The sequence below is a fragment of the uncultured Castellaniella sp. genome (assembly GCF_937988725.1).
Taxonomy (GTDB): domain Bacteria; phylum Pseudomonadota; class Gammaproteobacteria; order Burkholderiales; family Burkholderiaceae_B; genus Castellaniella.
The window spans coordinates 53,267-77,587 of sequence record NZ_CALKHS010000008.1 but is presented as its reverse complement, the minus strand read 5'-3'; the positions used below and the strand labels follow the sequence as shown (position 1 = coordinate 77,587).

Below are 24,321 nucleotides of genomic sequence, written 5' to 3'. Positions count from 1 at the left end.
ATCATAGGAAGATAAATGCAGTCAATAAATGTAGATATGAAGGTAATATAGCCATTCAACATTTTTATTTATCATAAAAAATGTCTTTTCACCTACAAACATCGGAATTGCTGCGCGACCGGCGCAATGTCGAGCTGCTGAGCCTGCTGCTCGATGATCCGCGCCTCAGCATCTCAGAGCTTGCGCGTCGTGTCGGCATGTCGGCGCCGGCGGTGCGCGAGCGCGTCCTGCGATTGGAAGAGGCGGGCGTGATTCGCGGCTATCGTTTGGAGGTCGACCCTGTTGCGCTCGGGTACCCCGTGTCGGCCTATGTGCGTGTGCGGCCAGTGCCGGGCCAGCTTCCAAAGATCGCGGAACTGGCACGCGCGCTGCCGCAGGTGGTCGAATGCCATCGCGTCACGGGAGAGGATTGCTTCGTGCTTAAAGTCTATCTGCCGTCGATCGACCAGCTCGATCAGGTGCTCGACCAGTTCCTCGTCTATGGCCAGACCACAACCAGTATCGTTCAAAGCACACCCGTCCAACTGCGCGGCCTGCCGCTGCCTGGATCGCAGGAAGCATAGGGAACTGGGGTCAGATGCGGTTGGTGACGCCGTCCCCGCCGCATTGGGTCAAGGCCCTCCAGCGGTAATTCTCAAAGTGCCGGAAGCTGTATGGAGGAGATCACGGCATGATGTGCCGTGATCGGGGAAACTACTGATGTCACACCATTGTTTCCAATTGTGATTGCGGTGATACTGTACCCAAACCCCTATGGCGACATGGACATCCCGGGCGGAGCCAGCGGGCGGAATGGCGTTCACTTCATGACCTTCTGCGGAATGCGGGCCGCTGGAAAAGTCGGGTTTCCGTTCAGGGCGATTGTGCCGGGATCATCCTGGACAGCACACTATGAGCGAAGCGACCCTTCTTCTCGGATCCCCGCAGCGATCCGCCAAAGCGCCGGAGCCGTCATCCACATCCCGGCGGCGAACGCGCGGCGCCGGCTTCGGGCATGGCGGCGGATGGCGTGGGCAGAGGAACCTGACCCTGGTCGTGGCGCTCTCGGGCGTCTTCGCGATGACGACTCTTCCGACGCCTGCGTTCGGTGCGGACTGGGGTGGCGGCGATGGGGACTGGTCCGACTCCGGTCAGTGGTCGCCCGCGTCGACGCCCGATTCTTCAACGGACGTCAACGTCAAGAGCGGCACCGCGCGGGTTCAGAGCGGGACCGCTAATTCCCGTAACGCAGTCATCGACACCGGCGGCAAGGTCGAGGTCTCGGGCAGCGGCGCGGTGTGGGACAACGACGGCAATTCCCCGGGATTCGGTCAGCGCGGCGGCGCCATCGTCGTAGGCGACACTGGCGCCGGGACGCTGGATATCTCGAATGGCGGGACGGTGAAGACCACTGGCAGCCTGGCGGGGTCGGTGCTGATCGGCAATCAGGCGGGCAGCAATGGCACGGTGAGTGTCGGAGGCGGGTCAGGAGCCGCGACTCTGGAAAGCGTGGGCCCAGTAGGATATCCGGGCAATTTCTATGTCGGGTATGACGGTACAGGCACGTTGAATGTGACTGCGGGTGGCCTCGTGACTGGCTTTCAGGGGATGACGCTGGGCGTCGGAGCGACCGGTGATGGCACCTTGATTGTGGATGGCGGGTCCGTTGATGTGACGCCGGGCAGTCTGGATGTCGGCAAGGCGGGGCGTGGCACGTTGATCGTCAAGAATGGCGGGACCGTCGCAAGTCGTGGGGGGACCGTCTTCGGCAACAGTGGCAGCTCCGCGACCGTGACCGGAAGGGGTTCGGCCTGGAATCTGGGTGCGGGCGGATTGAGGGTTGGTACCGGCTATGACGGGACCCTGGGTATCGCGGACCATGGTGCAGTGGATGCTACCGCTGGGCAGTTCTATCTGGGGCAGGGAGCCGGGTCTGGCGTGCTGACCATCCAGAGCGGAGGCACCCTGAAAACCAATGGCGCTTTCATCGGACAAAGCACGGCCGGCGCGCAGACACGGGTTTCGATCACCGGAGCCGGCTCGGACTGGAATGCGGTCGTGGGCGACGGGTCGGCTTCCTGGTTCTGGACGTATAGCGGCGCCGCCGGCACGACGGTCGACGTGACGGCGGGCGGTCACCTGACGACCGGTCAGGCGCTGATTGGCGATGTCGGGACGGCCGGCACCACGATCACCGTGGACGGCAGCGGGTCGGCTTGGGACAATATAAAGAACATCCATCTCGGCTATGGCAGCTCCGGTACGCTGAATCTCGTCAACGGCGGCGCCGTGTCCACTTCCGTGCTGAAGCTCTATGCTCCCGGCACCTTCAATCTAGGCACGGGCGGCCTCGCGGGCAGGTTCACCGGTGCCTCCATCGTCAACGACGGTCGGATCGTCGCCGATTTCACGGACGCTGCCACCCTCGATTCGGTCATTTCCGGTTCCGGCACGCTGACGAAGAAAGGCGCGGGCGTGCTGGCGCTGAACGGCGCAAGCACCGCCTATGCGGGGACGACTTCAGTCGAAGGCGGCACGCTGACGGTGGGCGACGACAGCCACCCGGGCGCTAGCCTTTCGGGTAACGTGAATGTGAATACGGCCGGCACGCTGGGCGGCATCGGCACCCTGGAGCATGTGACCGTCGCTTCGGGCGGTACGCTGGCCCCCGGCAACTCCATCGGGACGATCAAGGTAGCCGACATCACCTTCGCCCCTGGCTCGACCTACGCGGCCGAGATCAATGCGGCGGGGCAATCGGATCGGATCGTCGCCAGCGGCGCGGCCACGATCAACGGAGGGACCGTGAAAGTGCTGGCCGGCTCCGGCACCTATGCGACGCGGACCGACTACACCCTCCTGACCGCCGATGGCGGCATTACCAGGAACAGTGATTTCAGCGTGGCCTCGAACCTGGCCTTCCTGACGCCGTCGCTCAGCTACGACGCGAATCATCTCTATCTGTCCATGGCGCGCAACACCACCGACTTCGCGGCCGTCGGCTTCACGCCCAACCAGCGCGCCGTGGGCGCCGGCGCGGAAAGCCTGGGCATGGACAGCCCTGTCTATGGCGCATTGGTCAATCTTTCCGCCGCTCAGGCGCGTGCAGCCATGGACCAGCTTGCCGGCGACGCGCATGCGTCCGCCAGAGGCATGCTGCTCGAAAGCAGCCATTTCGTCCGCGATGCGATCGACGGCCGTCTCCGTGTCGCTTTCGAGGATGCCGGCGCACCGGCGCCGCATCTGCTGGCCTATGGTTATGGCGGCTCCACGGTCTCCGACAGCGGATCTCTGCCCGGTCTGGGCACTGCGTCCGCGCCGGCCCATGACGGGCGCTTTTCCGCCTGGGGATCGACGTTCGGTTCATGGGGCGACACGGATGGCGATGGCAATGCCGCAGGGCAGCACCGGTCCACCGGGGGCTTCCTCGCCGGAGTGGACGGGCTGGTGGCGCCGCGCCTGCGGCTGGGCATCCTGGCGGGCTACAGTCACGACCGCTTCAGCGCCGATGGCCTGGATGCGTCCGGGTCGAGCGACAATTACCACCTGGGCGTCTACGGCGGCACGCAGCGTGGCGCGCTCGGTCTGCGGGTCGGCGCGGCCTACTCCTGGCACGATGTCTCGACTCGTCGCGCGGTGGCGTTTTCCGGCTTCGCCGACAGGCTGACCGCCGACTACGATGCCGGCACTTTCCAGGCGTTCGGCGAACTCGGCTACCGCATCGACACGGCAGCAGCCTCGTTCGAGCCCTTCGCCAATCTGGCGTATGCCAGGTTGCACACGGACGGCTTCACCGAGCAGGGCGGCGCCGCCGCGCTGAGCAGCTCGTCCCGGAACACCGATACCACGTTCACCACACTCGGCCTTTGGGCCACGACGCAGGTCGACCTGGGCCGCGCGTCGGCAACGGCGCGCGGCATGATCGGGTGGCGTCATGCCTACGGCAACACCACGCCGCGGACGACGCTGGCCTTCTCCGGCGGAGATGCCTTCACCGTAGCGGGCGTGCCGATCGCCGAGGATGCCGCCGTCCTGCGGACCGGCCTGGACTTCGCGGTCGGCCGCGATGCCACGTTCCGCATCTCCTACACGGGGCAGTTCGGTTCCGGCTCCTATGACAATGGCGCGGAGGCTGATCTGAACATACGGTTCTGAGTTGCATCACCACGGAATGGCGCGGCCCAGGCGATCCAGATATTCCAGCCCGGGCTTGCCGCGCTTCGAGAGCAGCGTGTTCACGATGTCCGGGATGGCTTCCTCGATGCCGAACGGCGCGTCCGGCCCGCCCAGGGCGGTCCGGATCCAGCCGGGCGCCAGCAGCAAGAGGGCGCGCGGTTCTCCGGCATGGCGGGCGGCGTAGCTGCGCATGTACTGGTTCAGGGCCGACTTGCTGCCGCGATACACCTCGTGTCCGCCTTTTTCATTGCCGGCGATGCTGCCTTGCCCCGAGGACATGATGCCGATCAGGCCGTCGGCGGGCACCAGGTCCTGCAGCGCTTCGACGACGCGCATCGGGCTGAGTGCGTTCGTGATCATGACGTTCACGAATTCCTCCGTGGAGACCTGGGCGATGGTTTCGTCCTGGCGGTCGTTTGCGGTGCCGGCGTTGACGAACAGGATGTCGAAGCGGCTGCCCGAGAGCCGGTCGTGCAGTGCGGCGATCTGATCAGGCTCGGTGACGTCGAGTCGTTCGACCGTGACTCGGCCCGGATGCGTGTCCGCCAGATCGTGCAGCGGGGTCCGGGCGCCGGGGCGCACGGTGCCGACGATGTTCCATCCTCTTTCCAGACATTCCGCCGCCATGGCGTACCCGAGGCCGCGCGAGGCGCCGATGAGCAGGATGACCGGCGCTTTGTCGTTGCTGGACTGTGTCATGGGAACTCCTTGCGGTTGAGCGATTCTTGCTTTTTCCATCCTGAAGTTGTGGATCGGGACGCCGTTGCGTTCGAGTTCCCGGCGCTGGATGACGCGAAAGCCGCGTGACAGGAAGAAGCGTCTGGCCGCTTCGCTGGCATCGACTCGCAGCGATCGCATGCCCATGTCCCGCGCGATCGATTCAAGGCGCGCATACAGTATCGCGCCAACGCCGGTTCCCGCAGCGCGGGGGTGGCAGTAGAAGCAGTCTATATAGCCGTCGGCGCAGAGTTCGATGAAACCGGCCGGCCGGTCCGCCTGATCGATCGCGACCAGGACCCGCCTGCCGTCGGAGACGCGCCGCAGAAACGCAGCCGCGCCGGCGGGGGCGGGACTCCATGCCTCGACCTGCGCCTGGCTGTAATCCCGGGCGCCGATTTCACGGACCGATTCATGGAGCAGCCGCGCGAGGGCGTCGGCGTCGCCCGGCTGAAAATCGCGCAGGCGGACGGCGGGGGGCGTCCGCCTCATGGCCTCGCGCCTTCCCCGGCGAGGATGCCCCGCACGGCGCCCGTGTGCGCGGCCATGGAATTCAGGCCGCTTTCACCAGGGCCGCGTGGAATCGGGCGACGTAATCTTCGAAGCTTTCCGTGTCCGATGCTTCCAGGGCGGCCTGTTCGGCCAGGGAATCCCGGGCGGCCTGGTCGTAGGCGGCCAAGGTGTCGGCGGGCAGGCCGCGGGCCTGCAGGACGGCCCAGTGGGCCTGGCTTTGCGCCAGCGTCCAGTCGTGGAATTCCTGGCCGCTGTCGCGCAGCGCCGCCAGCAGGCGGGCGGAGGGCGTGGCGGACGCGTCCTGCACCTTGTGGCGCTGCTGGTCCAGCGTGGCCATGTGCCCGCGGTCGCCCGTGTGCTGATCCAGCAGTTCGGCGTAGGGCGCGATGCCCGACAGGATGCGGTCGGCCCAGTCCTGCAGTCCGACGGCCTGGCCTTCGTGCATGAGCCGCAGACCGGGCCGGCGGCCTTCGCGGGCGACGAGCGCGAAATTGGCCTGGCTTTCCTGGCAGGTGCCGGGCGCGGGAAACAGGGGGCTGTCTTCCAGGGCGCAGTACAGCAGGAAGGCGTCCAGGAAGCGGCTGGTGTCCGCGGATATGCCAGCCGGTTCCCAGGGGTCGATGTCCATGCAGCGCGCTTCCACGTACTGGATGCCGCGCTGGTGCAGGATGGTGTTGGGCCGCTCGCAGCGCCCGGCCGTCTGTTTGGGCCGGATCGTGGCGTAGTACTCGTTCTCGATCTGCAGGATGTTGGTGTTCAGCTGGATGCGCTGGCCGTCGCGGTGGGTGCCGATGGCTTCGTAGGCGGGCCAGGGCGTGGTGACGGCTGCGTGGATGCGGGCCGTGAAGGTGTCCAGGTCGTTGTAGCAGAGGTGCAGTTCGGATTGCGTGGGGTTCTTGTAGCCCAGGTCGCTCATGCGCAGGCTGGTGGCCCAGGGCAGGCAGTAGGTGTCGGGGCTCAGGTGGGTCAGCTGGGCTTCCAGGCCGGCGTTCTGCAGGAAGCTGCGCGACATGGCGGGCGAGGCGCCGAACAGGTACATCAGCAGCCAGGAATGGCGCATGAAGTTGCGGATCAGCCCCATGTAGCCCGCGTTGCGCCGTTCCTTCGGCGTGCCGCCCGGGATCAGCAGATCCCAGGCGGATTCCGGCAGGGAAAAGTTGTAATGCACCCCCGCGATGCATTGCATGATCTTTCCGTATCTCCAGGCCAGGCCCTGGCGGTAGACGTGCTTGAGCATGCCGGTGTTGGACGTGCCGTACCAGGCGACCGGGATGTCGGCCTGCGCCGGCAGGTGGGCCGGCATGGACTGGTTCCAGATGGCCTCGTCGGGATTGCGCAGCGCGACGAAGGTGTGGATGTCGGTCAGTTCGCGGATCAGGGCGTCGGGCGACGCATCCGGGCTGGTGACGAGTTCCAGGAGCGCTTCGGAATAGTCCGTGGTGATGCGGGGGTTGGTCAGCGCCGCGCCCAGCGAAACGGGGTGCGGCGTGCGTGCCAGCGTCCCCCCGGCATCCACCCGCAGGCCTTCTTTCTCGATGCCGCGCCGGATCGTGCGCAACAGCTCGGGATGGGCAGCGAGCAGGCTGCGCCGGTCGAAGGCCTGGGTCATGATATACGGTACCGGGTTGGTCTGAATAAACCGATTTTAGCTGACGCAGGGCACGGTCCCGGCAAGATGTCGCAGGCGGGGCGGTGCGGGGCCGGACTTGTCCTGGCGGTATTCCGGCGATCCCGTCCGGGTGAATTTGTCCAGATCCAGCAGCTTGCGCTGCAGCGCCTGGGTGATGGCGGCCTGGCGCGACCTGACTCCCAGCTTGTCGCATGAGTTGGCGATGTGGAAGTTGGCCGTCCGTTCCGTGATGCCCAGGATGCGGCCCATTTCCCAGCTGGTCTTGCCTTGGGAAGCCCAGTACAGGCAGTCGTGTTCGCGAGCGGTCAGTTGTGTCATGGTAGTCCCCCCGTAGAGATATTGTTATTGGCTACTGCGCGCATACGTGAGCGAATGTATCACGAAATGTGTATGGAATTGTCACAGAAAACAGGGAGGTGTGTCCTTTCTGACAGGGTCGGAAGCGGTGGGGTACGGGCCCCGCGTGATAAGGCTTATGCAGCGCGAAAGGAGGCCGGGTCGGGGGCGCGGTGCTAGAATGATTCACGAATTTGCGCCGATTTGCCTGATCCGCTTGCGGGCGCCCCATAAATCCAGCTAAAGAGGTCCTATGACCACCCTTGCCGTTTCTTCCGATCCCGCTGCGGCGTCCGCCGCGTCCGTTCGTCCTCCCGTGCCGACGGGCAGCGTCGGCTATGTGTCCCCGCAGTTCCTATCCTTCGACGAACCGCTCACCTTGTCCAGCGGCCAGGTGCTGTCGTCCTATACCCTGGCGGTGGAAACCTATGGCGAATTGAATGCCCAGCGCAGCAATGCCGTGCTGGTCTGCCATGCCCTGAACGCCTCGCATCATGTGGCGGGCATGGATGCCGATCAGCCGGACCAGATCGGCTGGTGGGACAATATGGTCGGCCCTGGAAAGGCCGTCGATACCGACCGTTTCTTCGTCATCGGCGTCAACAACCTGGGCTCCTGTTTCGGTTCGACCGGCCCCACCTCCCTCAACCCCGAGACCGGCAAGCCCTGGGGCGCCACGTTCCCCTTGCTGACGGTGGAAGACTGGGTGCGGGCGCAGGCGCGGGTGGCCGATCATTTCGGCATCGACCGCTTCGCCGCCGTGATGGGAGGCTCGCTGGGCGGCATGCAGGCGCTCAGCTGGGCGATCACCTGCCCGGAACGAGTGGGCGACTGCATCGTGGTGGCCAGCACGGCCCGCCTGACGGCCCAGAACATCGCCTTCAACGAGGTCGCCCGCCGCGCGATCCTGACCGATCCCGACTTCCACGACGGCGACTACTATACGCATGGCGCGGTGCCCACGCACGGTCTGTCGGTGGCCCGCATGGTGGGGCACATCACCTATCAGTCCGACGAGGTCATGGCCGCCAAGTTCGGGCGGGCCCAGCGCGCGCCCAACGCCAACGGCGATTACCGCTACAACTACGACGTCGAATTCGAGGTCGAATCCTATCTGCGGCACCAGGGGGAAAAGTTTTCCCGCCGTTTCGACGCCAATACCTATCTGCTGCTGACCCGGGCGCTGGATTATTTCGATCCGGCCCGAGCGACGGGCGGGGACCTGGCCCGCGCGCTGGCTCCGGCCCAGGCGCGCTTCCTGCTGGTGTCCTTTTCCACGGACTGGCGCTTCGCGCCGGAACATTCCCGCGAGATCGTGCAGGCCCTGCTGAAGAACCGGCGGGAAGTCACCTATGCCGAGATCGACGCCCCGCACGGCCATGACGCCTTCCTGCTGGGCGACGTGCGCTATCACGCCATCGTGCAGGGCTACTACGACCAGATCGCTCAGCGCCTGGGCCTGGGCGAACGGCGCCAGACGACGGGGGTGCTGGCATGAATCCGTCCGTCACCGCTCCCGATCGGGCGACTCGGCCGACTCCACCCTCCAGCACCGCGCCCGAGGGTTCGCCGCGCATCGACCTGCGGCGTATCGCCGAGTGGATCGCTCCCGGCAGCCGGGTGCTGGACCTGGGGTGCGCCGACGGCTATCTGCTGTCGTACCTGCAGCGCACCCGCCAGGTGCAGGGGGCGGGGGTGGAGCTGGACGATGAACGGGTGATCGCCGCCGTGCGGCGCGGGGTCCGGGTGATCCAGCAGAACCTGGAAGAAGGCCTGGCCCTGTTCGACGACCAGCAGTTCGATACCGTGGTGCTGTCGCAGACGCTGCAATCCATGCACCATACCGAACACATCCTGCGCGAAATGGCGCGGGTGGCCCGGTACGGTATCGTGTCCTTTCCCAATTTCGGCTACTGGCCGCATGGCTGGTCGATCCTGCGCGGGCGCATGCCGGTGAACGACCAGATGCCGTACCAGTGGTACGACACGCCCAACATCCATTTGTGCACGCTGCGGGACTTTCAGCTGCTGGCCGCTCAACTGGGCTTGCGCATCACGCATCTGGCCACCTTCCGGGGGGAAACCGAAATCCACTGGCTGCGCGGCTGGCGCAGCACGCTGGCGGTCTATCGCTTCGAATCGCCCATGGGCAGGCAGGGATGACGGACGGCTGGCGTGTCTACGGACGCCGGCGCGTCGCTCCTTTGCTGGTGCTGGGCTTCGCCAGCGGCCTGCCGCTGGCGCTGACCTCCGGCACGCTGCAGGCCTGGGCCACGGTGGAACAGGTCTCCCTGCAGAGCATCGGTTTCCTGACGCTGGCCGGCACGGCCTACACGCTGAAGTTCCTGTGGGCGCCACTGGTGGACCGCTATGCCCCGCCGTGGCTGGGCCGGCGGCGCGGCTGGGTGTTCCTGACGCAGTGGCTGCTGGCGGCTTCGATCGCCTCCATGGGTTTCTTTTCCCCGGGCTCGGAATTGCGGATGCTGGCCTTGCTGGCGGTCTGGGTGGCCTTTCTGTCGGCGACCCAGGACATCGCTTTCGATGCGTACAGCACGGACGTGCTGCGCCACGAAGAACGCGCGGCCGGGGCGGCGCTGAAGGTGATGGGCTATCGCCTGGCCATGGTGGTGTCGGGCGGGCTGGCCCTGATCCTGGCCGATCAATGGCTGGGCTGGGGGCGCACCTACATGCTGATGGGCGCGCTGATGGCGGCATCGTCCCTGGCCACGCTGTGGGCGCCCGAACCGGAGAGCGCCGCGCAGCCGCCCCGGGATCTCCAGCAGGCGGTCATCGCGCCCCTGCAGGAATTCTTCGGGCGGTCCGGCGCCTGGACGGTGCTGCTGCTGATCGTGCTCTACAAGCTGGGGGACGCCTTCGCGGGCGCCTTGTCCACGACCTTCCTGATCCGGGGGGCGGGCTTCGACGTCACCGAGGTCGGCATGGTGAACAAGGTCTTCGGCCTGGTGGCCACCATCATCGGCGCCCTGGCTGGCGGCGGCCTGATGACGCGCCTGGGGCTGTACCGCGCCCTGATGGCCTTCGGCCTGCTGCAGGCGGTGTCCAACCTGGGCTACTGGATGCTGGCCGTGACCCCGCCGCACCTGTATTCCATGGCCGCGGTCGTGGCGGTGGAGAACCTGTGCGGCGGCCTGGGCACGGCGGCCTTCGTCGCCCTGCTGATGGCCTTGTGCCGCCAGCAGTTTTCCGCCACGCAATTCGCCCTGCTGTCCGCCCTGTCGGCCGTGGGACGCACCTATCTGGCCGGTCCCTTGACGCCGGTTTTCGTCGAGCACCTGGGCTGGCCGTCGTTCTTCGTGATGACGGTGGTCATCGCCCTGCCGGGCCTGTTGCTGTTGTGGTGGATGCGGGGGCTGATCGGCCGGCTGGATGCGGATCCGGCCGGGCAATGAGGTGAACGCCGCCATTCGAATGTCCGTTCAAGACTATTTTGCTATTGCTTGTCGCCAAACGTGATTTGGCGGTTCCTGTATTCTCGGCCCTCCAAAAGAAAGAACCGGACCGTTGGAGCATCCTTTGCCATGGTATCGAAATTACGCCTGCTGTTTGACCGCTTCACCCTGATCCTGATCGCCGTCGTCGCCGCGGCGACCCTGCTGCCCGCGCACGGGCAGGGAGCCGTCTTTTTCGAATGGCTGACGGCGGCCGCCATCGCGCTGCTGTTCTTCCTGCATGGCGCGAAGCTGTCGCGCGAAGCCATCATCGCCGGGGCCACGCACTGGCGCCTGCACGGCGTGATCTTCATCTGGACCTTCGTCATCTTCCCGATCCTGGGCTGGGTGCTGCGGCCCGTCCTGATCCCCCTGCTGGGAGAGCCGCTGTACGTGGGCGTGCTGTACCTGTGCGTGCTGCCGGGCACGGTGCAGTCGGCGATCGCCTTCACATCCATCGCCCGGGGCAATGTGCCGGCCGCGGTGTGCGCCGCCTCCGCGTCCAGCATCGTCGGCATCGTCATCACGCCGCTGCTGCTGCAGTTGCTGCTGCAGACCGATACGTCGGCGCTCGACAGCAATTCCCTGCTGTCCTCGATCCTGCGCATCGGTCAGCAGATCTTCCTGCCGTTCGTCGCCGGGCATCTGATGCGGCCGGTGATCGGCCGCTGGATGGACCGCCATCGCAAGCTGGTCACCAGCGTCGACCAGAGTTCCATCCTGCTGGTGGTGTATACGGCTTTCAGCGAGTCGGTGGTGGCCGGGCTCTGGCATCAAGTGGCGCCCCAGTCGCTGGTGCTGCTGGTGATCTGCTGCGCCGCCTTGCTGGCCATCGTGCTGGTGCTCAATACCTGGTCCACCCGCAAGCTGGGTTTCAAGCGTCCCGACGAGATCACCATCGTCTTCTGCGGTTCGAAGAAGAGCATGGCGACCGGCGTGCCGATGGCCGGCGTGCTGTTCAGCGCCAGCGCCATCGGGCCGGTGCTGTTGCCGCTGATGATCTTCCACCAGATCCAGCTGATGGTGTGCGCGGTCCTGGCGCAGAACTATCAGCGCCAGGATGAGCAGGCTCATCACCGGCGGCGGGCGCCCGCCTGATCGGGCGCCGCGTCGGCGCGGCGCTTGCAGCCTCGTGTCGATGATTCCGGCGGTCGGGCAGGAACCCGTGGCACGAGCGCGCCTGGACATGAAAAAACCCCGCATCGCGGGGTTTTTTATCGGAAGCCGCCTGGGTCGGCGGCCTGTGCGGCGTGGGTCAGGCCGTGGTGTGCAGCAGAGTGCCCACGGCGCCGCCGTTGGCCAGTTGCGGCACGCTGGGAACGGAGTTCACCAGGCTGAGGATGGTGTTGGACTGACCGTCCAGGACCTTGCGTAGCAAAAGATTCTGCTTTTCCTGCATCATGGACCAGTTTTGCAGGCCGGATGCGGCAGCGACAGCGCTTTCAACGGATTCGGACATGGAACGCTCCAAGGAGATCTGGGGCCAGTATAACAATTTCAGCGGATCGCGGGGAGAATGATGCGGTTTGGACATGCATCCCGTCAGGGCAGCGCGTAGTCGATCGTCAGCGGCGCGTGGTCGCTGAAGCGTTCGTCCTTGTAGACGCTGGCGGCCTGCGCCCGGGCGGCGATGCCGGGCGTGGCGACGTGGTAGTCGATGCGCCACCCCACGTTCTTGGCCCAGGCCTGGCCGCGATTGCTCCACCAGGTGTAGGCCTCGCCCTCGGTATCCGGATGCAGCTGGCGGTAGACGTCCACCCAGCCGCGCTGCTCGAACAGCTGCGTCATCCAGGCGCGTTCCTCGGGCAGGAAGCCGCTGTTCTTCAGGTTGCCCTTCCAGTTCTTCAGGTCGATTTCGCGGTGGGCGATGTTCCAGTCGCCGCAGATGACGAATTCGCGGCCGGTGTCGCGGTGTTCGCGCATCAGCGCGTCCAGCCAGTTCTGGTAGTGGTCCAGGAATCGGTATTTCGCTGCCTGGCGTTCGTCGCCGCTGGACCCGGATGGCAGGTAGGCGCTGATGACGCTCAGGCCGGGCCAGTCGGCCCGCAGGATGCGGCCTTCGGCGTCGAATTCCGGGCAGTCCATGCCGATGGTCACGGCGTCCGCGGCCTGGCGCAGATACAGGCCCACGCCGCTGTAGCCTTTCTTTTCCGCATGGTGGAAATGCCCGACGTAGCCGTCCGGGTGGCGCAGCTCGTCGGTCAGATCCGAGTCCTGGATCTTGATTTCCTGCAGGCAGACGATGTCGGGTTTCTGGATTTGCAGCCAGTTCGCCAGGCCCTTGCGGTAGGCGGAACGGATGCCGTTGACGTTCAGCGAGGTGATGCGCAGCACGGTATTCCTTTTCCTTTTATCCGAACCGGAAGCTGGACACGGTCAGCCCGCCGGATGCGTTGGTTTCGTGGTGGAAACAGGTGGCGGCGTCGTCGCCGGCCGCCCCCTCGGCGACGAACAGGGGGACCAGATGGTCTTCCATGGGGTGGCAGATGCGGGCGGCGGGGGCTTCTTCCCAGCGCTGCAGCCGGGCCTGGCGCTGATCCGGCGGCGTGCCGACGAGGGCGTCCTGCAGCCAGGCGTCGAACAGGGCGGATGGTTCCCGGCCCGCCGGACCGAAGCCGCGCAGGTTGTGGTAGCTGAGGCCGCTGCCGATGATCAGGATGTTCTCGTCGCGCAAGGGCTGCAGGGCGGCCCCCAGCGCCTGGTGCCAGGCCGGGTCGAAGCCGGCTTCGATCGACAGCTGCACCATGGGAATCTGCGCCTTGGGATACATGACGTAGGCCGGCACGAAGGCGCCGTGGTCGAAACCGCGCCGCGTGTCCTCGACCACGGGAATGCCTTGGGCGGACAGCAGGGACTGGACCCGCGCCGACAGGCGGGGCGAGCCGGGCGCCGTGTACTGGATTTCGTAGGTGTTCGCCGGGAAGCCGTGGTAGTCGTACACCATGCCGGGCTGCGGGTGGCCGCTGACCTTGAGCTGGCCGCGGGTGATCCAGTGGGCGGACACCATCAGGATGGCCCGGGGCGCCTGCGGCAGCGCGGCGGGGATGCTCTGCAGGGCCGCCGTGAGCGCCGCATAGTTGTGCGTGGCGTCCGGCATCCAGGGCCAGGGGCCGCCGCCGTGGGAGATGAAATAGACAGGCTGGCGCATGAGAGCGTTCCTTCGTGCTGCATGTGGGACTTCGAGGGCTAAATGATAGGCGTGCCGAATCAGAAAGCATAGCCTGCCTGGAAATATCCGATAATGTGGCCTTCCCAGATTCCGAGATTGCCGCCATGCCCGGTTCGCACGCCCAAGCCTTCGTCCGTTTTGCCCTGGAACAGGGCGTTCTGCGTTTTGGCGAGTTCAAGACCAAGTCCGGGCGCCTGAGTCCGTATTTTTTCAACGCGGGCCTGTTCAACGATGGCGCCAGCGTCGGCCGCCTGGGGCAGTTCTACGCGCAGGCGCTGGTCGATGCCGGGCTGGATTTCGACATGCTGTTCGGCCCGGCCTACAAGGGCATCCCGCTGGCGACGACCACGGCGGTGGCGCTGTCGGGCCAGTCCGCCCTGGCCGGCCGGCCGGTGCCCTTCGCCTTCAATCGCAAGGAAGCCAAGGACCACGGCGAGGGCGGTGTGCTGGTGGGCGCGCCTTTGCAGGGCCGGGTGGTGATCATCGACGACGTGATCACGGCGGGCACGTCGGTGCGCGAATCGGTGACGCTGATCCGCGCGGCGGGCGCCCAGCCCGCGGCGGTGCTGATCGCGCTGGACCGGATGGAGCGCGCGGGCGCGGAGGGCGCTTTGTCGGCGCATTCAGCGGTGCAGGATGTGGAGCAGACCTACGGGATTCCGGTGGTCAGCATTGCGTCTCTGGTGGATGTGATGGCGCTGCTGGAGGGGGATGCCGCGTTGGCCGAGCATCGGGACGCTGTTGCGGCTTATCGGGATCGGTACGGGATTTCTGCTTGAAGGCTTGCTGTCGCCTGATTTGAGTTCTTGAGCCGACCGGGCGGCGCCTTGTCTTCCGGGCGCCGGTCGGCCGGTCCCGGCTGCGCCGGGACTGCTCGGTCATTTCACGGAAATCGGGGCGCTCGCCAAACGCGCGGGGTGATTCGTCCACTGGACGAATCACAAGCGTCCCGCTTGAACGGTGGCTCGCTTGCCTCCCCGATTCCCATGAAATGACCGACGGCCTCCAACAGCGCCCGGAAGACAAGGCGCCGCCCAGCCTCACAGATCTGCATGCGCACCGGCCGAGGTTTACACAACCCCCAGCAGTGGTGATGAGCCGGGCGTAGATCAGAAAACTACGCGTCCAGCCGCTGCTTCAGAACCGTGTTCACCTGCTGCGGATTCGCCTTCCCCTTGGCCGCCTTCATCACCTGGCCCACCAGCGAATTGAACGCCTTCTGCTTGCCCGCGTGGTATTCCTCCACGATCGCGGGATTGGCCGCCAGCACCTGGTCGATCATCGCTTCGATCGCCCCCGTGTCGCTGATCTGGCGCAGGCCCTTCGATTCGATGATCGCGTCCGCGTCGCCGCCCGATTCGCCCGTCCACATCGCCGCGAACACGTCGCGGGCGATCTTCGTCGAAATCGTCCCGTCCTGGATGCGGGTGATCAGCGCCGCCAGTTGCGCGGGAGAAACCGGAGACTGCGCGATTTCCAGGCCGTCGCGATTCAGCGACGCCGACAGTTCGCCCAGGATCCAGTTGGCCGCCTGCTTCGCCTGCCCGGCGGGCAGGGCCGCGGCGGTCGATTCGAAATAGTCCGCCACGGCGCGGTGCAGCGTCAGCTGCGCGGCATCGTAGGCCGTCAGGCCCATGTCCGATTCGAAGCGGGCGCGCTTGGCCGCCGGCAGTTCCGGCAGCGTGGCGCGCACCTGCTCGATCCATTCCGGCGACACGATCAGCGGCGGCAGATCGGGATCGGGGAAATAGCGGTAGTCGTCGGAATCTTCCTTCGTGCGCATGCTGCGGGTTTCATCGCGGTCCGCGTCGTACAGGCGGGTTTCCTGCACCACCTTGCCGCCGTCCTCGATCAGCTCGATCTGGCGGCGGACTTCGTACTGGATGGCGCGTTCCAGGAAGCGGAAGGAATTCAGGTTCTTGATTTCGCAGCGCGTGCCGAAGGCAGTCTGGCCGCGCGGGCGCACCGACACGTTGGCGTCGCAGCGGAAAGAGCCTTCCTGCATGTTGCCGTCGCAGATGCCCAGCCAGACCACCAGGCCGTGCAGGGTGCGGGCGTAGGCCACGGCCTCGGCGGCCGAGCGCATTTCCGGTTCGGTCACGATTTCCAGCAGCGGCGTGCCGGCGCGGTTCAGGTCGATGCCGCTGGACGATTCGCCGTGCGGCCCGGTGAAGTGTTCGTGCAGGGACTTGCCCGCGTCTTCTTCCAGGTGGGCGCGCGTCAGGTTGATCGTGTGTTCCTGTTCGCCCACGAAGAACGACAGCCGGCCGCCGACCACGATGGGCAGTTCGAACTGGCTGATCTGGTAGTTCTTCGGCAGGTCGGGGTAGAAATAGTTCTTACGCGCGAACACGGACCGGTGCGCCACCTGGGCGCCGATCGCCAGGCCGAACTGGATGGCGCGTTCCACCGCGCCCCGGTTCATGGCCGGCAGCGAACCCGGCAGGGCCATGTCCACGGCGTTGGCCTGCGTGTTGGGCTCGGCGCCGAAACGCGTGCTGCTGCGCGAAAAGATCTTCGACTGCGTGGACAGCTGGGCGTGGGTTTCCAGCCCGATGACGATTTCCCAATCCATTATGCGTGTTCCGGTGTGCGTTGGTGCCAGTCGGTGGCCTGCTGGTAGCGGTCGGCCAGGGCCAGCAGGCGGCCTTCGTCGAAATAGCGGCCGACGATCTGCAGGCCGATGGGCAGCTTGCCCGAATCCCCGCCGAAACCGCAGGGGATGGACATGCCGGGCAGGCCGGCCAGGCTGACGCCCAGGGTGTAGATGTCGCCCAGCCAGTCGGCGATGGGGTCCTGGCGGTTGTCGCCGATGCGCCGGGCCGTGCTGGGCGTGACCGGGCCCATGATGACGTCGCAGTCCCGCGACAGGGCCTGCTGGAAGTCGTCGACGATCATGCGCCGCACGCGCTGGGCCTGCAGATAGTAGGCGTCGTAGTAGCCGTGCGACAGCACGTAGGTGCCCACCAGGATGCGGCGGCGCACTTCTTCGCCGAAGCCTTCCGAGCGCGAGCGGCTGGTCATGTCGGCCAGGTCGGTGTACTGGGCCGCCCGGTGGCCGTAGCGCACCCCGTCGTAGCGCGACAAGTTGCTGGACGCTTCGGCGGGGGCGATGACGTAGTACGCCGGGATCGACAGGCGGGTGCGGGGCAGGGAGACGTCCACGCGGGAGGCGCCCAGCGATTCAAAGACCTTCAGCGCCGATTCGATGGCGGCGCCCACGTCGGCGGCCAGGCCTTCGTTGAAGAATTCGCGCGGCACCCCGATGCGCAGGCCCTTCAGGGGCAGATCGCCCGCCGCCTGGAAAGCGGCCTGGGCGGCGTCGAAGTCGGCCTGGATGCGGCCGGCGGCGTTGGACCGGCCGTCGCAGGATTCCAGGCTGGTGGAGTCCTGGGGATCGAAGCCGCTCATGGCGTCCAGCAGCGGCACCAGGTCGCGGGCGCTGCGGGCCAGGGGGCCGGCCTGGTCCAGGCTGGAGGCATAGGCGATGATGCCGTAGCGCGAGACGGTGCCGTAGGTGGGTTTGATGCCGCTGACGCCGCAGTAGGCGGCGGGCTGGCGCACCGAGCCGCCCGTGTCGGTGCCGGTGGCGCCCAGCACCAGGCCGGAGGCCACGGCGGCGGCGGAGCCGCCCGAGGAGCCGCCCGGGATGCGCTCGGCGTCCCAGGGGTTGCGCACGGGGCCGAAGGCGGAATTCTCGTTGGCCGAGCCCATGGCGAATTCATCGCAGCTGAGCTTGCCCAGGGACACGGCGCCGGCCTGGCGCAGGCGGTCCACGACCGTGGCGTCGAAGGGGCTGACGTAATCGGCCAGCATGCGACTGGCGGCGGTGGTGCGCCAGCCGCGCGTCACGAACAGGTCCTTGTGGGCGATGGGGATGCCGGTCAGCGGGCCCGCCCGGCCGTCGGCCAGCGCCTGGTCGGCTTCGCGGGCCTGGGCCAGGGTCAGCTCGTCGTCGATGTGCAGGAAGACGTTGGCGTCGGAGTGCGCGCGGGCGGCGCGCAGGGCGTCCGCGGCCAGTTCGGCGGCGCTGACGCGCCGGGCGCGCAGGGCTTCGCCCAGCGCCGGGATGCTGTGGAATTCGGAAAGCTGGGTCATGGCCTTATTCGATGACGGTGGGCACGAGGAACAGGCCCTGATGGGCCGCCGGGGCGTTCTGCAGGCAGGCGTCGCGCTGCTCGGCCGACTGGGCCGGATCGGCCGCGTCGTCGCGCAGCCGCAGCGCGATGGGCTGGTGGGCCGCCAGGGGGTGGGCCATGGGTTCGATACCTGTCGTGTCCACCGCCTGCAGTTCTTCGATCAGGCCCAGGATGCGGTTCAATTCCTGGTGGGCGCGGGATTGGTCATTGGAATCCAGACGCAGGCCCGAAAGCCGTGCGAGCCGGGATATGTCCTGTTCGGTCAGTGCCATGTCGTCTTGCCGGAGAGGCCGCCGCCAGGGGACGGCCGAATGAGTGTGTGCGGATGTGTCCGGGAATGCCAAAAGCGGAAGTTTTGCAAAACTTTCCCCGTTATTTCAGGCATGTCCACGGGGGATTATAAGTTATCATTACCGATTCCATGCGGCTTGCCTGGCCTGTGCCTGCTGCGTTGGCGTTAGATCGTCGGCGACATCGGGCCCTACGTGCGCAAATCCCATTCCATCTTCTTTATATTAGTGCGCCCATGTTCGGATTCCTACGCAGCTATTTTTCCAGCGATATGGCGATTGACCTCGGCACGGCCAATACGCTGATCTATGTCCGCAGCAAGGGCATCGTGCTCGACGAACCCTCGGTCGTCGCCATCCGCCACGACGGCGGCCCCAACGGCAAGAAGATCATCCAGGCCGTCGGCCACGAAGCCAAGCAGATGCTGGGCCGGGTGCCCGGCAACATCGAAGCCATCCGCCCGATGAAAGACGGCGTGATCGCCGACTTCACCGTGACCGAGCAGATGCTCAAGCAATTCATCCGCATGGTGCATCCGCGCAGCATGCTGGCCCCCAGCCCGCGCATCATCGTCTGCGTGCCCTGCGGCTCCACCCAGGTCGAACGCCGCGCCATCCGCGAATCCGCATTGGGCGCGGGCGCCAGCCAGGTCTACCTGATCGAGGAACCCATGGCCGCCGCCATCGGCGCCGGGCTGGCCGTGTCCGACGCCAGCGGCTCCATGGTCGTGGACATCGGCGGCGGCACCACCGAAGTCGCCGTGATCTCCCTGGGCGGCATGGTCTATAAAGGCTCCGTGCGCGTCGGCGGCGACAAGTTCGACGAAGCCATCATCAATTACATCCGCCGCAACTACGGCATGCTGATCGGCGAGCCCACCGCCGAACTGATCAAGAAGGAAATCGGCTCGGCGTTCCCCGGGTCCGAGATCCGCGAGATCGAAGTCAAGGGTCGCAATCTGTCCGAAGGCGTGCCGCGCAGCTTCACGGTGTCCTCGAACGAAATCCTCGAATCCCTGACGGATCCGCTGAATCAGATCGTCTCGGCCGTGAAGACCGCCCTGGAACAGACGCCACCCGAACTGGGCGCGGACATCACCGACAAGGGCATCGCCCTGACCGGGGGCGGGGCGCTGCTGCATGATCTGGACCGCCTGCTCCAGGAAGAAACCGGCCTGCCCGTGGTCGTCGCCGAGGACCCGCTGACGTGCGTCGTGCGGGGCTGCGGCGAAGCACTCGAACATCTCGAGCGTCTGGGCGGGGTCTTCATTTACGATTGACCGGGCGCTCCGCGCTCTGTTTCGTCATGCGTGAACCCGGGACGCTCAGGCTCTTCAAACGAGGGCCCAGCATCGAAGTCCGCCTGGTCCTGCTGCTGGCCGCCTGCCTGGCGCTGATCGTGACCGATGCGCACTGGCCGGTCCTGAATCCGGTGCGCCAGGCCCTGTCGACGGCCATCTATCCGTTCCAACGGGTGGTGCTGGCGCCGCGCGAGGCCATGGAATACGTGAACAGCTGGTCGCACGCGGCCGCGCTGGCTCGCGAGGAGCAGGACGCCTTGCGCCGGCAGCAGATCGAGATGGCGCAATTGGTCACGCATGCGGCCCAGCTGACGACCGAAAACGAGCAATTGCGCCGCCTGCTGAACGTGTCCGAGTCCATTTCCCAGCAGTCGGTGGCCGTCGAAGTCTTCTACGTGCCGCCCAACGCCTTCAGCCATCGGCTGATCTTCAACAAGGGCTCCGACGCGGGCATCGCGCCCGGCATGCCGGTCATCGACGAGGGCGGGGTCGTGGGTCAGATCATCCACGTCACGCCGTTCACGTCCGAAGCCGCCCTGCTGATCGATGACCAGGTGTCCATCCCGGTCCAGGTGCTGCGCAACGGCCTGCGCCTGATCGCCTTCGGCAGCGACGAAGTCGGCAAGCTGGAAGTCCGCTACCTGACCGCCAACATGGACGTGCAGGCGGGCGATACGCTGGTGACCAGCGGCATCGGCGGCCTGTTCCCGGCGGGACTGTCCGTGGGCCGGGTGGACAAGGTGGACCGCGACCCGGGAACCGGCTTCGCCGTGGCGGTTGCCGAACCCCTGTCGCATCCCGAACGCTATCGCCATTTCCTGGTGCTGCGCGTCGATGTGTCGAAAGAGCCCAAATCCGAGGAGATCGAACGTGCCCTTGGTGACCAGTAAACGGCCGGCGGGGGGCTCCTCGCTGATGTCCCTGCAGCCGGTGGATGCCGCGCCCTTCCACCGGCCCTCATCGGCCGTGCTGGTGTGGGGAACCTTGCTGCTGGTCTGGCTGGCGTCCCTGCTGCCCTGGCGCCTGTGGCAGCCGGTGCCCGACCTGCTGGTGCTGGTGCTGGCATTCTGGTGCCTGCACGAACCGGGGCGCGTCGGCTTGCTGACGGCCTTTGTCCTGGGCCTGCTGATGGACGTGCATGATTCCGGCCTGCTGGGCCTGCATGCCTTGAATTACGTGCTGTGCGCCTACGGGGTGCTGCGCCTGCACCGGCGCCTGCAGCATTTCAATGTCTGGGTCCAGACGCTGCACGTGCTGCCTGTTTTCGTGCTGGCGGCCCTGGTGCCGCGGCTGCTGGGGGCCTGGCTCAACGGCGAATGGGTGGGTTGGGACTGGCTATGGGCGGCGCTGATCACCGGCGCGCTGCTGCCCCTGGCGGACGTGCTGCTGTTGCTGCCTCAGCGCCGGCTGGATGGCGACGACGTCGGCGCGGTATGACGGCGCGGTATGTTTGAGTTTCGCAAGACCGGCCTGCACCAGCGTCAGACGGTGCTGCTGCGCGCCTGGGTGGCGGGCGTGTTCGCCACGGTGTGCCTGCTGCTGCTGGTCGGCCGCTTGTGGTACCTGCAGGTCGTGCGTTACGACAATCTGGCGGCGCGCGCCGATCAGAACCGCATCACCATCGTGCCGGTGCCGCCCCGGCGCGGCCAGATCACGGATCGCAATGGCGAAACCATGGCGACCAACCAGCGGGATTACACGCTGCTGGTGACGCGGGCGCAGGTCCAGGGAAAGGTCGAAGACCTGCTGGACCGGCTGCGGGAACTCATCTACATCAGCGAGAGCGATCAGCGCAAATTCCTGCGGCTCTACCAGCAGAGCGGCCGCTACGCGCCGGTGCTGCTGCGCAACAACCTGAACGACATCGAGGCGTCCTGGTTCGCCGTGCATGCCTTCGAATTCCCGGGCGTCAGCCTGCAGGCCCGCTGGGTGCGATCCTACCCCCTGCAGGAATCCGCGGCCCATGTGCTGGGTTTCGTGGGCCGGATATCGGAAGCGGACGAGCAGCATCTGGAAGACACCGGCCAGGAAGGCAATTACCGGGGCACCCTGGTGATGGGCAAGAAAGGCATCGAAAAGACCTGGGAGAAAGTGCTGCATGGCCGCACCGGGGTCGAGGAACTGGAAGTCACGGCGACCGGCCGGCCCGTGCGCGAACTGAGCCGCACCGACCCGATCCCGGGCTCGAACCTGGAATTGTCCCTGGATGTCGGCCTGCAGAAACTTGCCGAAGCCCAGTTCGACGGCCGGCGCGGGGCGCTGGTGGCCATTGCGCCGCATACCGGCGAGGTCCTGGCCTTCGTGTCCTCGCCGTCGTTCGATCCGAACCTGTTCGTCGACGGCATCGACGTCGAGAACTGGCGCAAGCTCAATGAATCGCCGGATCATCCCCTGATCAACCGGCCCTTGTACGGCACCTATCCGATCGGTTCGACGTACAAGCCCTTCGTCGCCCTGGCGGCGCTGGAAATGGGCTTGCGCGGCGCCCAGGACCTGGTGCCGGACCCGGGGTACTTCGAGCTGGCCGGCCAGAAATTCCGCAATGCGGGCGGAGCCGTGTACGGGCCGACCAATCTGCACAAGGCGATCGTCGTGTCCTCGGACACCTACTTCTTTTCGCTGGGCGCCATGATGGACGTCGATGCCCTGCACGATTTCAGCAAGCAGTTCGGTTTCGGCCAGATCACCGGCATCGATCTGGACGGCGAACGGCGCGGCGTGCTGCCTTCGCGGGAATGGAAGCGCAAGACTTACAAGAAACCGGCGCAGCAGCATTGGTATCAAGGTGAAACGGTTTCCGTGACGGTGGGCCAGGGCTACAACGCCTTCACCCTGCTGCAGCTGGCGCAGGCCACGTCGGTCCTGGCCAATGACGGGGTCTACATGAAGCCTCACCTGGTGCGCCGCATCATCGATCCCCAGACCGGCCGGTTCACGTATCCGGTGCTGGCGCCGCAATACACGATTCCGCTCAAGCCTGCCAATCTGAAGGCCGTCCGCGACGCCATGGTCGACGTCATCAACAAGGGCACCGCGCGGCGGGCCTTCCAGGGGGCCGCCTACCAGGCCGCGGGCAAGACCGGCACCGCCCAGGTCTACAGCCTGCGGGGCGCGAAATACAAGGCCCATGCGGTGGATGAGCGCCTGCGCGACCACGCCCTGTTCATGGCCTATGCGCCGGTGGACGACCCGCAGATCGCCGTGGCCCTGATCGTCGAGAACGGCGGCTGGGGCGCCTCGGTCGCGGCGCCGATCGCCCGTTCCGTCTTCGACTACTGGCTGGATCCGGCCCGGGTGGCCGCGCGCCGGCAGCAGCTGCAGGCGGAGCAGGCCGCTCGCCAGGCGAACGATGCGGTCGCGCGTCCGGGCCAGGGCGCGCCGGACGCGTCGCCCGCTCCCGAAGACGATGAAGCGCCCGAACCCGCTCCCTTGCCGGATGCCGCCACTCCCCCCGAAGACGGGGCGCAGGAGGACACGCCATGAAGCTCATCGTGCAGGCCGCGCGCCGCATGCTGTCGGTCCTGGACTGGCCCTTGCTGATCCTTCTGGTGCTCATGGCGCTGGTCGGCATGGCGACCATGCACTCGGCCGTGGGCAACACCGACTGGCGCTTCGCGGATCAGCTGCGCAATTTCCTGATCGCCTTCGCCGCCATGTGGGTGGTGGCGCTGATGCGCCCGACCTTCATCATGCGCACGGCGCCCTTCCTGTATGTCGCGGGCGTGGCGCTGCTGGTGGCGGTGATGCTGTTCGGCGTGACCAGCAAAGGGGCGACGCGCTGGCTGGAACTGGGCTTCGGCCGCGTCCAGCCTTCGGAGATGATGAAGATCGCCGTGCCGCTGATGCTGGCCTGGTATTTCCAGCGGCAGTCCGCAGGGCGTTTCAGGGTGCTGGACTTCCTGGTGGCCGGGGTGCTGCTGCTGGTGCCCGCCGCGCTGATCATCGAGCAGCCCGACCTGGGCACGGCGCTGCTGGTGCTGGCCTCCGGCTTTTGCGTGATCTATTTCGCGGGCCTGTCCTTCAAGCTGCTGGTGCCCGTGGCGCTGGTAGCGGCGCTAGGCCTGGGCACGCTGGTGGCCTACGAAGACCAGATCTGCCAGCCGGACGTGGACTGGGTAGTCCTGCACGATTATCAGAAATACCGGGTCTGCGTCCTGCTGAATCCAGGCTCCGATCCGCTGGGCAAAGGCTTCCACACGATCCAGTCCATGATCGCCGTGGGGTCGGGCGGCGTCTACGGCAAGGGTTACATGCAGGGTACGCAGACGCACCTGGATTTCATCCCCGAGCGCACCACGGACTTCATTTTCGCCGTGTTCGCCGAGGAATTCGGGCTTTATGGCGGCGTGACCCTGCTGCTCCTGTATGCCCTGATGGTGTTGCGCGGCCTGACGATCACGGTCAGGGCGCCGACCCAGTTCGGACGCCTGCTGGGCGGCGCCATGTCCATGATGATGTTCGTCTACGTCTTCGTGAATATCGGCATGGTGACGGGCGTGCTGCCGGTGGTCGGGGTGCCGCTGCCCTTCATGAGCTACGGCGGCACCGCCCTGATGACGCTGGGCGTGGCCTGCGGCCTGCTGATGAGCATCGGGGCGCACCAGCCCCGCTCGTCGGGATGA

The 24,321-nt window shown here is 66.3% G+C and carries 21 protein-coding genes and 1 pseudogene; 12 read left to right on the top strand and 10 right to left on the bottom strand.

The annotated features are described in order from the left end of the window. Positions 1 to 80 precede the first annotated feature (80 nt). Together Q0263_RS06540 and Q0263_RS06535 are read left to right on the top strand one after the other, a co-directional pair. On the top strand, positions 81 to 563 hold the full coding sequence (locus tag Q0263_RS06540; RefSeq protein WP_298014528.1) for an Lrp/AsnC family transcriptional regulator: 483 nt from the start codon (positions 81 to 83) through the stop codon (positions 561 to 563). A gap of 328 nt (positions 564 to 891) precedes the next feature. Further along, on the top strand, positions 892 to 4,134 hold the full coding sequence (locus Q0263_RS06535; protein ID WP_298014526.1) for an autotransporter domain-containing protein: 3,243 nt from the start codon (positions 892 to 894) through the stop codon (positions 4,132 to 4,134). Positions 4,135 to 4,140: 6 nt separating this feature from the next. Here the strand turns inward: Q0263_RS06535 and Q0263_RS06530 are convergent, their stop codons facing one another. From Q0263_RS06530 to Q0263_RS06515, 4 genes and pseudogenes are all read right to left on the bottom strand, one after another. Continuing rightward, the gene (locus tag Q0263_RS06530; RefSeq protein WP_298014948.1) at positions 4,141 to 4,854 is read right to left on the bottom strand and encodes an SDR family oxidoreductase; all 714 of its coding nucleotides are present in this window, start codon (positions 4,852 to 4,854) and stop codon (positions 4,141 to 4,143) included. Positions 4,855 to 4,899: 45 nt separating this feature from the next. Continuing rightward, a pseudogene (locus Q0263_RS06525) lies at positions 4,900 to 5,364 on the bottom strand (GNAT family N-acetyltransferase); the annotation flags it as partial. Positions 5,365 to 5,425: 61 nt separating this feature from the next. Continuing rightward, complete coding sequence (gene gshA / locus Q0263_RS06520) at positions 5,426 to 6,994, bottom strand: glutamate--cysteine ligase (protein ID WP_298014525.1); 1,569 nt, start codon at positions 6,992 to 6,994, stop codon at positions 5,426 to 5,428. 36 nt (positions 6,995 to 7,030) lie between these two features. Next, complete coding sequence (locus tag Q0263_RS06515) at positions 7,031 to 7,333, bottom strand: helix-turn-helix domain-containing protein (RefSeq protein WP_298014524.1); 303 nt, start codon at positions 7,331 to 7,333, stop codon at positions 7,031 to 7,033. A 271-nt stretch (positions 7,334 to 7,604) separates the two neighbouring features. Here Q0263_RS06515 and Q0263_RS06510 point away from each other — a divergent pair, with 271 nt between their 5' ends. The 4 genes from Q0263_RS06510 to Q0263_RS06495 all read left to right on the top strand — a co-directional run bounded on the left by Q0263_RS06510 (position 7,605) and on the right by Q0263_RS06495 (position 11,898). After that, entirely contained in the window at positions 7,605 to 8,849 is a 1,245-nt protein-coding gene (locus Q0263_RS06510; RefSeq protein ID WP_298014523.1) for a homoserine O-acetyltransferase, read from the top strand. After that, positions 8,846 to 9,514, top strand: a complete 669-nt coding sequence (gene metW, locus Q0263_RS06505; protein ID WP_298014522.1) for a methionine biosynthesis protein MetW — start codon at positions 8,846 to 8,848, stop codon at positions 9,512 to 9,514. Before Q0263_RS06510 ends, metW begins: the two co-directional genes overlap by 4 nt. Next, positions 9,511 to 10,761, top strand: a complete 1,251-nt coding sequence (locus Q0263_RS06500) for a muropeptide transporter (RefSeq protein ID WP_298014521.1) — start codon at positions 9,511 to 9,513, stop codon at positions 10,759 to 10,761. Before metW ends, Q0263_RS06500 begins: the two co-directional genes overlap by 4 nt. A 129-nt stretch (positions 10,762 to 10,890) precedes the next feature. Further along, positions 10,891 to 11,898, top strand: a complete 1,008-nt coding sequence (locus tag Q0263_RS06495) for a bile acid:sodium symporter family protein (RefSeq protein ID WP_298014520.1) — start codon at positions 10,891 to 10,893, stop codon at positions 11,896 to 11,898. Positions 11,899 to 12,055: 157 nt separating this feature from the next. On the opposite strand, the gene Q0263_RS06490 is transcribed toward Q0263_RS06495, so the two are convergent. The 3 genes from Q0263_RS06490 to Q0263_RS06480 all read right to left on the bottom strand — a co-directional run bounded on the left by Q0263_RS06490 (position 12,056) and on the right by Q0263_RS06480 (position 13,948). Next, the gene (locus tag Q0263_RS06490) at positions 12,056 to 12,259 is read right to left on the bottom strand and encodes a hypothetical protein (protein WP_298014519.1); all 204 of its coding nucleotides are present in this window, start codon (positions 12,257 to 12,259) and stop codon (positions 12,056 to 12,058) included. 83 nt (positions 12,260 to 12,342) lie between these two features. Continuing rightward, a complete protein-coding gene (locus Q0263_RS06485) occupies positions 12,343 to 13,134 on the bottom strand; it encodes an exodeoxyribonuclease III (RefSeq protein ID WP_298014518.1) in 792 nt (263 codons plus the stop codon). A 16-nt stretch (positions 13,135 to 13,150) separates the two neighbouring features. Next, positions 13,151 to 13,948: a class III extradiol ring-cleavage dioxygenase gene (locus Q0263_RS06480; protein WP_298014517.1), complete on the bottom strand. Its 798-nt coding sequence runs from the start codon at positions 13,946 to 13,948 to the stop codon at positions 13,151 to 13,153. A 125-nt stretch (positions 13,949 to 14,073) separates the two neighbouring features. Here Q0263_RS06480 and pyrE point away from each other — a divergent pair, with 125 nt between their 5' ends. Next, the gene (gene pyrE / locus Q0263_RS06475) at positions 14,074 to 14,748 is read left to right on the top strand and encodes an orotate phosphoribosyltransferase (protein WP_298014516.1); all 675 of its coding nucleotides are present in this window, start codon (positions 14,074 to 14,076) and stop codon (positions 14,746 to 14,748) included. Positions 14,749 to 15,086: 338 nt separating this feature from the next. Here pyrE and gatB read toward each other — a convergent pair whose 3' ends face one another. The 3 genes from gatB to gatC are packed head-to-tail and all read right to left on the bottom strand — an operon-like array spanning position 15,087 to position 18,380. Beyond that, entirely contained in the window at positions 15,087 to 16,544 is a 1,458-nt protein-coding gene (gene gatB, locus Q0263_RS06470; protein WP_298014515.1) for an Asp-tRNA(Asn)/Glu-tRNA(Gln) amidotransferase subunit GatB, read from the bottom strand. Next, on the bottom strand, positions 16,544 to 18,067 hold the full coding sequence (gatA, locus tag Q0263_RS06465; RefSeq protein WP_298014514.1) for an Asp-tRNA(Asn)/Glu-tRNA(Gln) amidotransferase subunit GatA: 1,524 nt from the start codon (positions 18,065 to 18,067) through the stop codon (positions 16,544 to 16,546). Before gatA ends, gatB begins: the two co-directional genes overlap by 1 nt. 4 nt (positions 18,068 to 18,071) lie before the next feature. After that, positions 18,072 to 18,380 (bottom strand): Asp-tRNA(Asn)/Glu-tRNA(Gln) amidotransferase subunit GatC, encoded by a 309-nt coding sequence (gatC, locus tag Q0263_RS06460; protein ID WP_298014512.1) that lies wholly within the window; start codon positions 18,378 to 18,380, stop codon positions 18,072 to 18,074. 254 nt (positions 18,381 to 18,634) lie between these two features. Between gatC and Q0263_RS06455 the strand changes: the two genes are divergently transcribed. Genes Q0263_RS06455 through rodA form a run of 5 tightly spaced genes read left to right on the top strand, consistent with a single transcriptional unit; the run spans position 18,635 to position 24,321 of the window. Continuing rightward, positions 18,635 to 19,678 (top strand): rod shape-determining protein, encoded by a 1,044-nt coding sequence (locus Q0263_RS06455; RefSeq protein ID WP_043685149.1) that lies wholly within the window; start codon positions 18,635 to 18,637, stop codon positions 19,676 to 19,678. A 26-nt stretch (positions 19,679 to 19,704) separates the two neighbouring features. After that, complete coding sequence (gene mreC, locus Q0263_RS06450) at positions 19,705 to 20,589, top strand: rod shape-determining protein MreC (RefSeq protein ID WP_298014509.1); 885 nt, start codon at positions 19,705 to 19,707, stop codon at positions 20,587 to 20,589. A 25-nt stretch (positions 20,590 to 20,614) separates the two neighbouring features. Continuing rightward, positions 20,615 to 21,136: a rod shape-determining protein MreD gene (gene mreD / locus Q0263_RS06445; RefSeq protein WP_298014946.1), complete on the top strand. Its 522-nt coding sequence runs from the start codon at positions 20,615 to 20,617 to the stop codon at positions 21,134 to 21,136. Positions 21,137 to 21,145: 9 nt separating this feature from the next. Continuing rightward, positions 21,146 to 23,182: a penicillin-binding protein 2 gene (gene mrdA / locus Q0263_RS06440; RefSeq protein ID WP_298014507.1), complete on the top strand. Its 2,037-nt coding sequence runs from the start codon at positions 21,146 to 21,148 to the stop codon at positions 23,180 to 23,182. After that, entirely contained in the window at positions 23,179 to 24,321 is a 1,143-nt protein-coding gene (rodA, locus tag Q0263_RS06435; RefSeq protein ID WP_298014506.1) for a rod shape-determining protein RodA, read from the top strand. Before mrdA ends, rodA begins: the two co-directional genes overlap by 4 nt.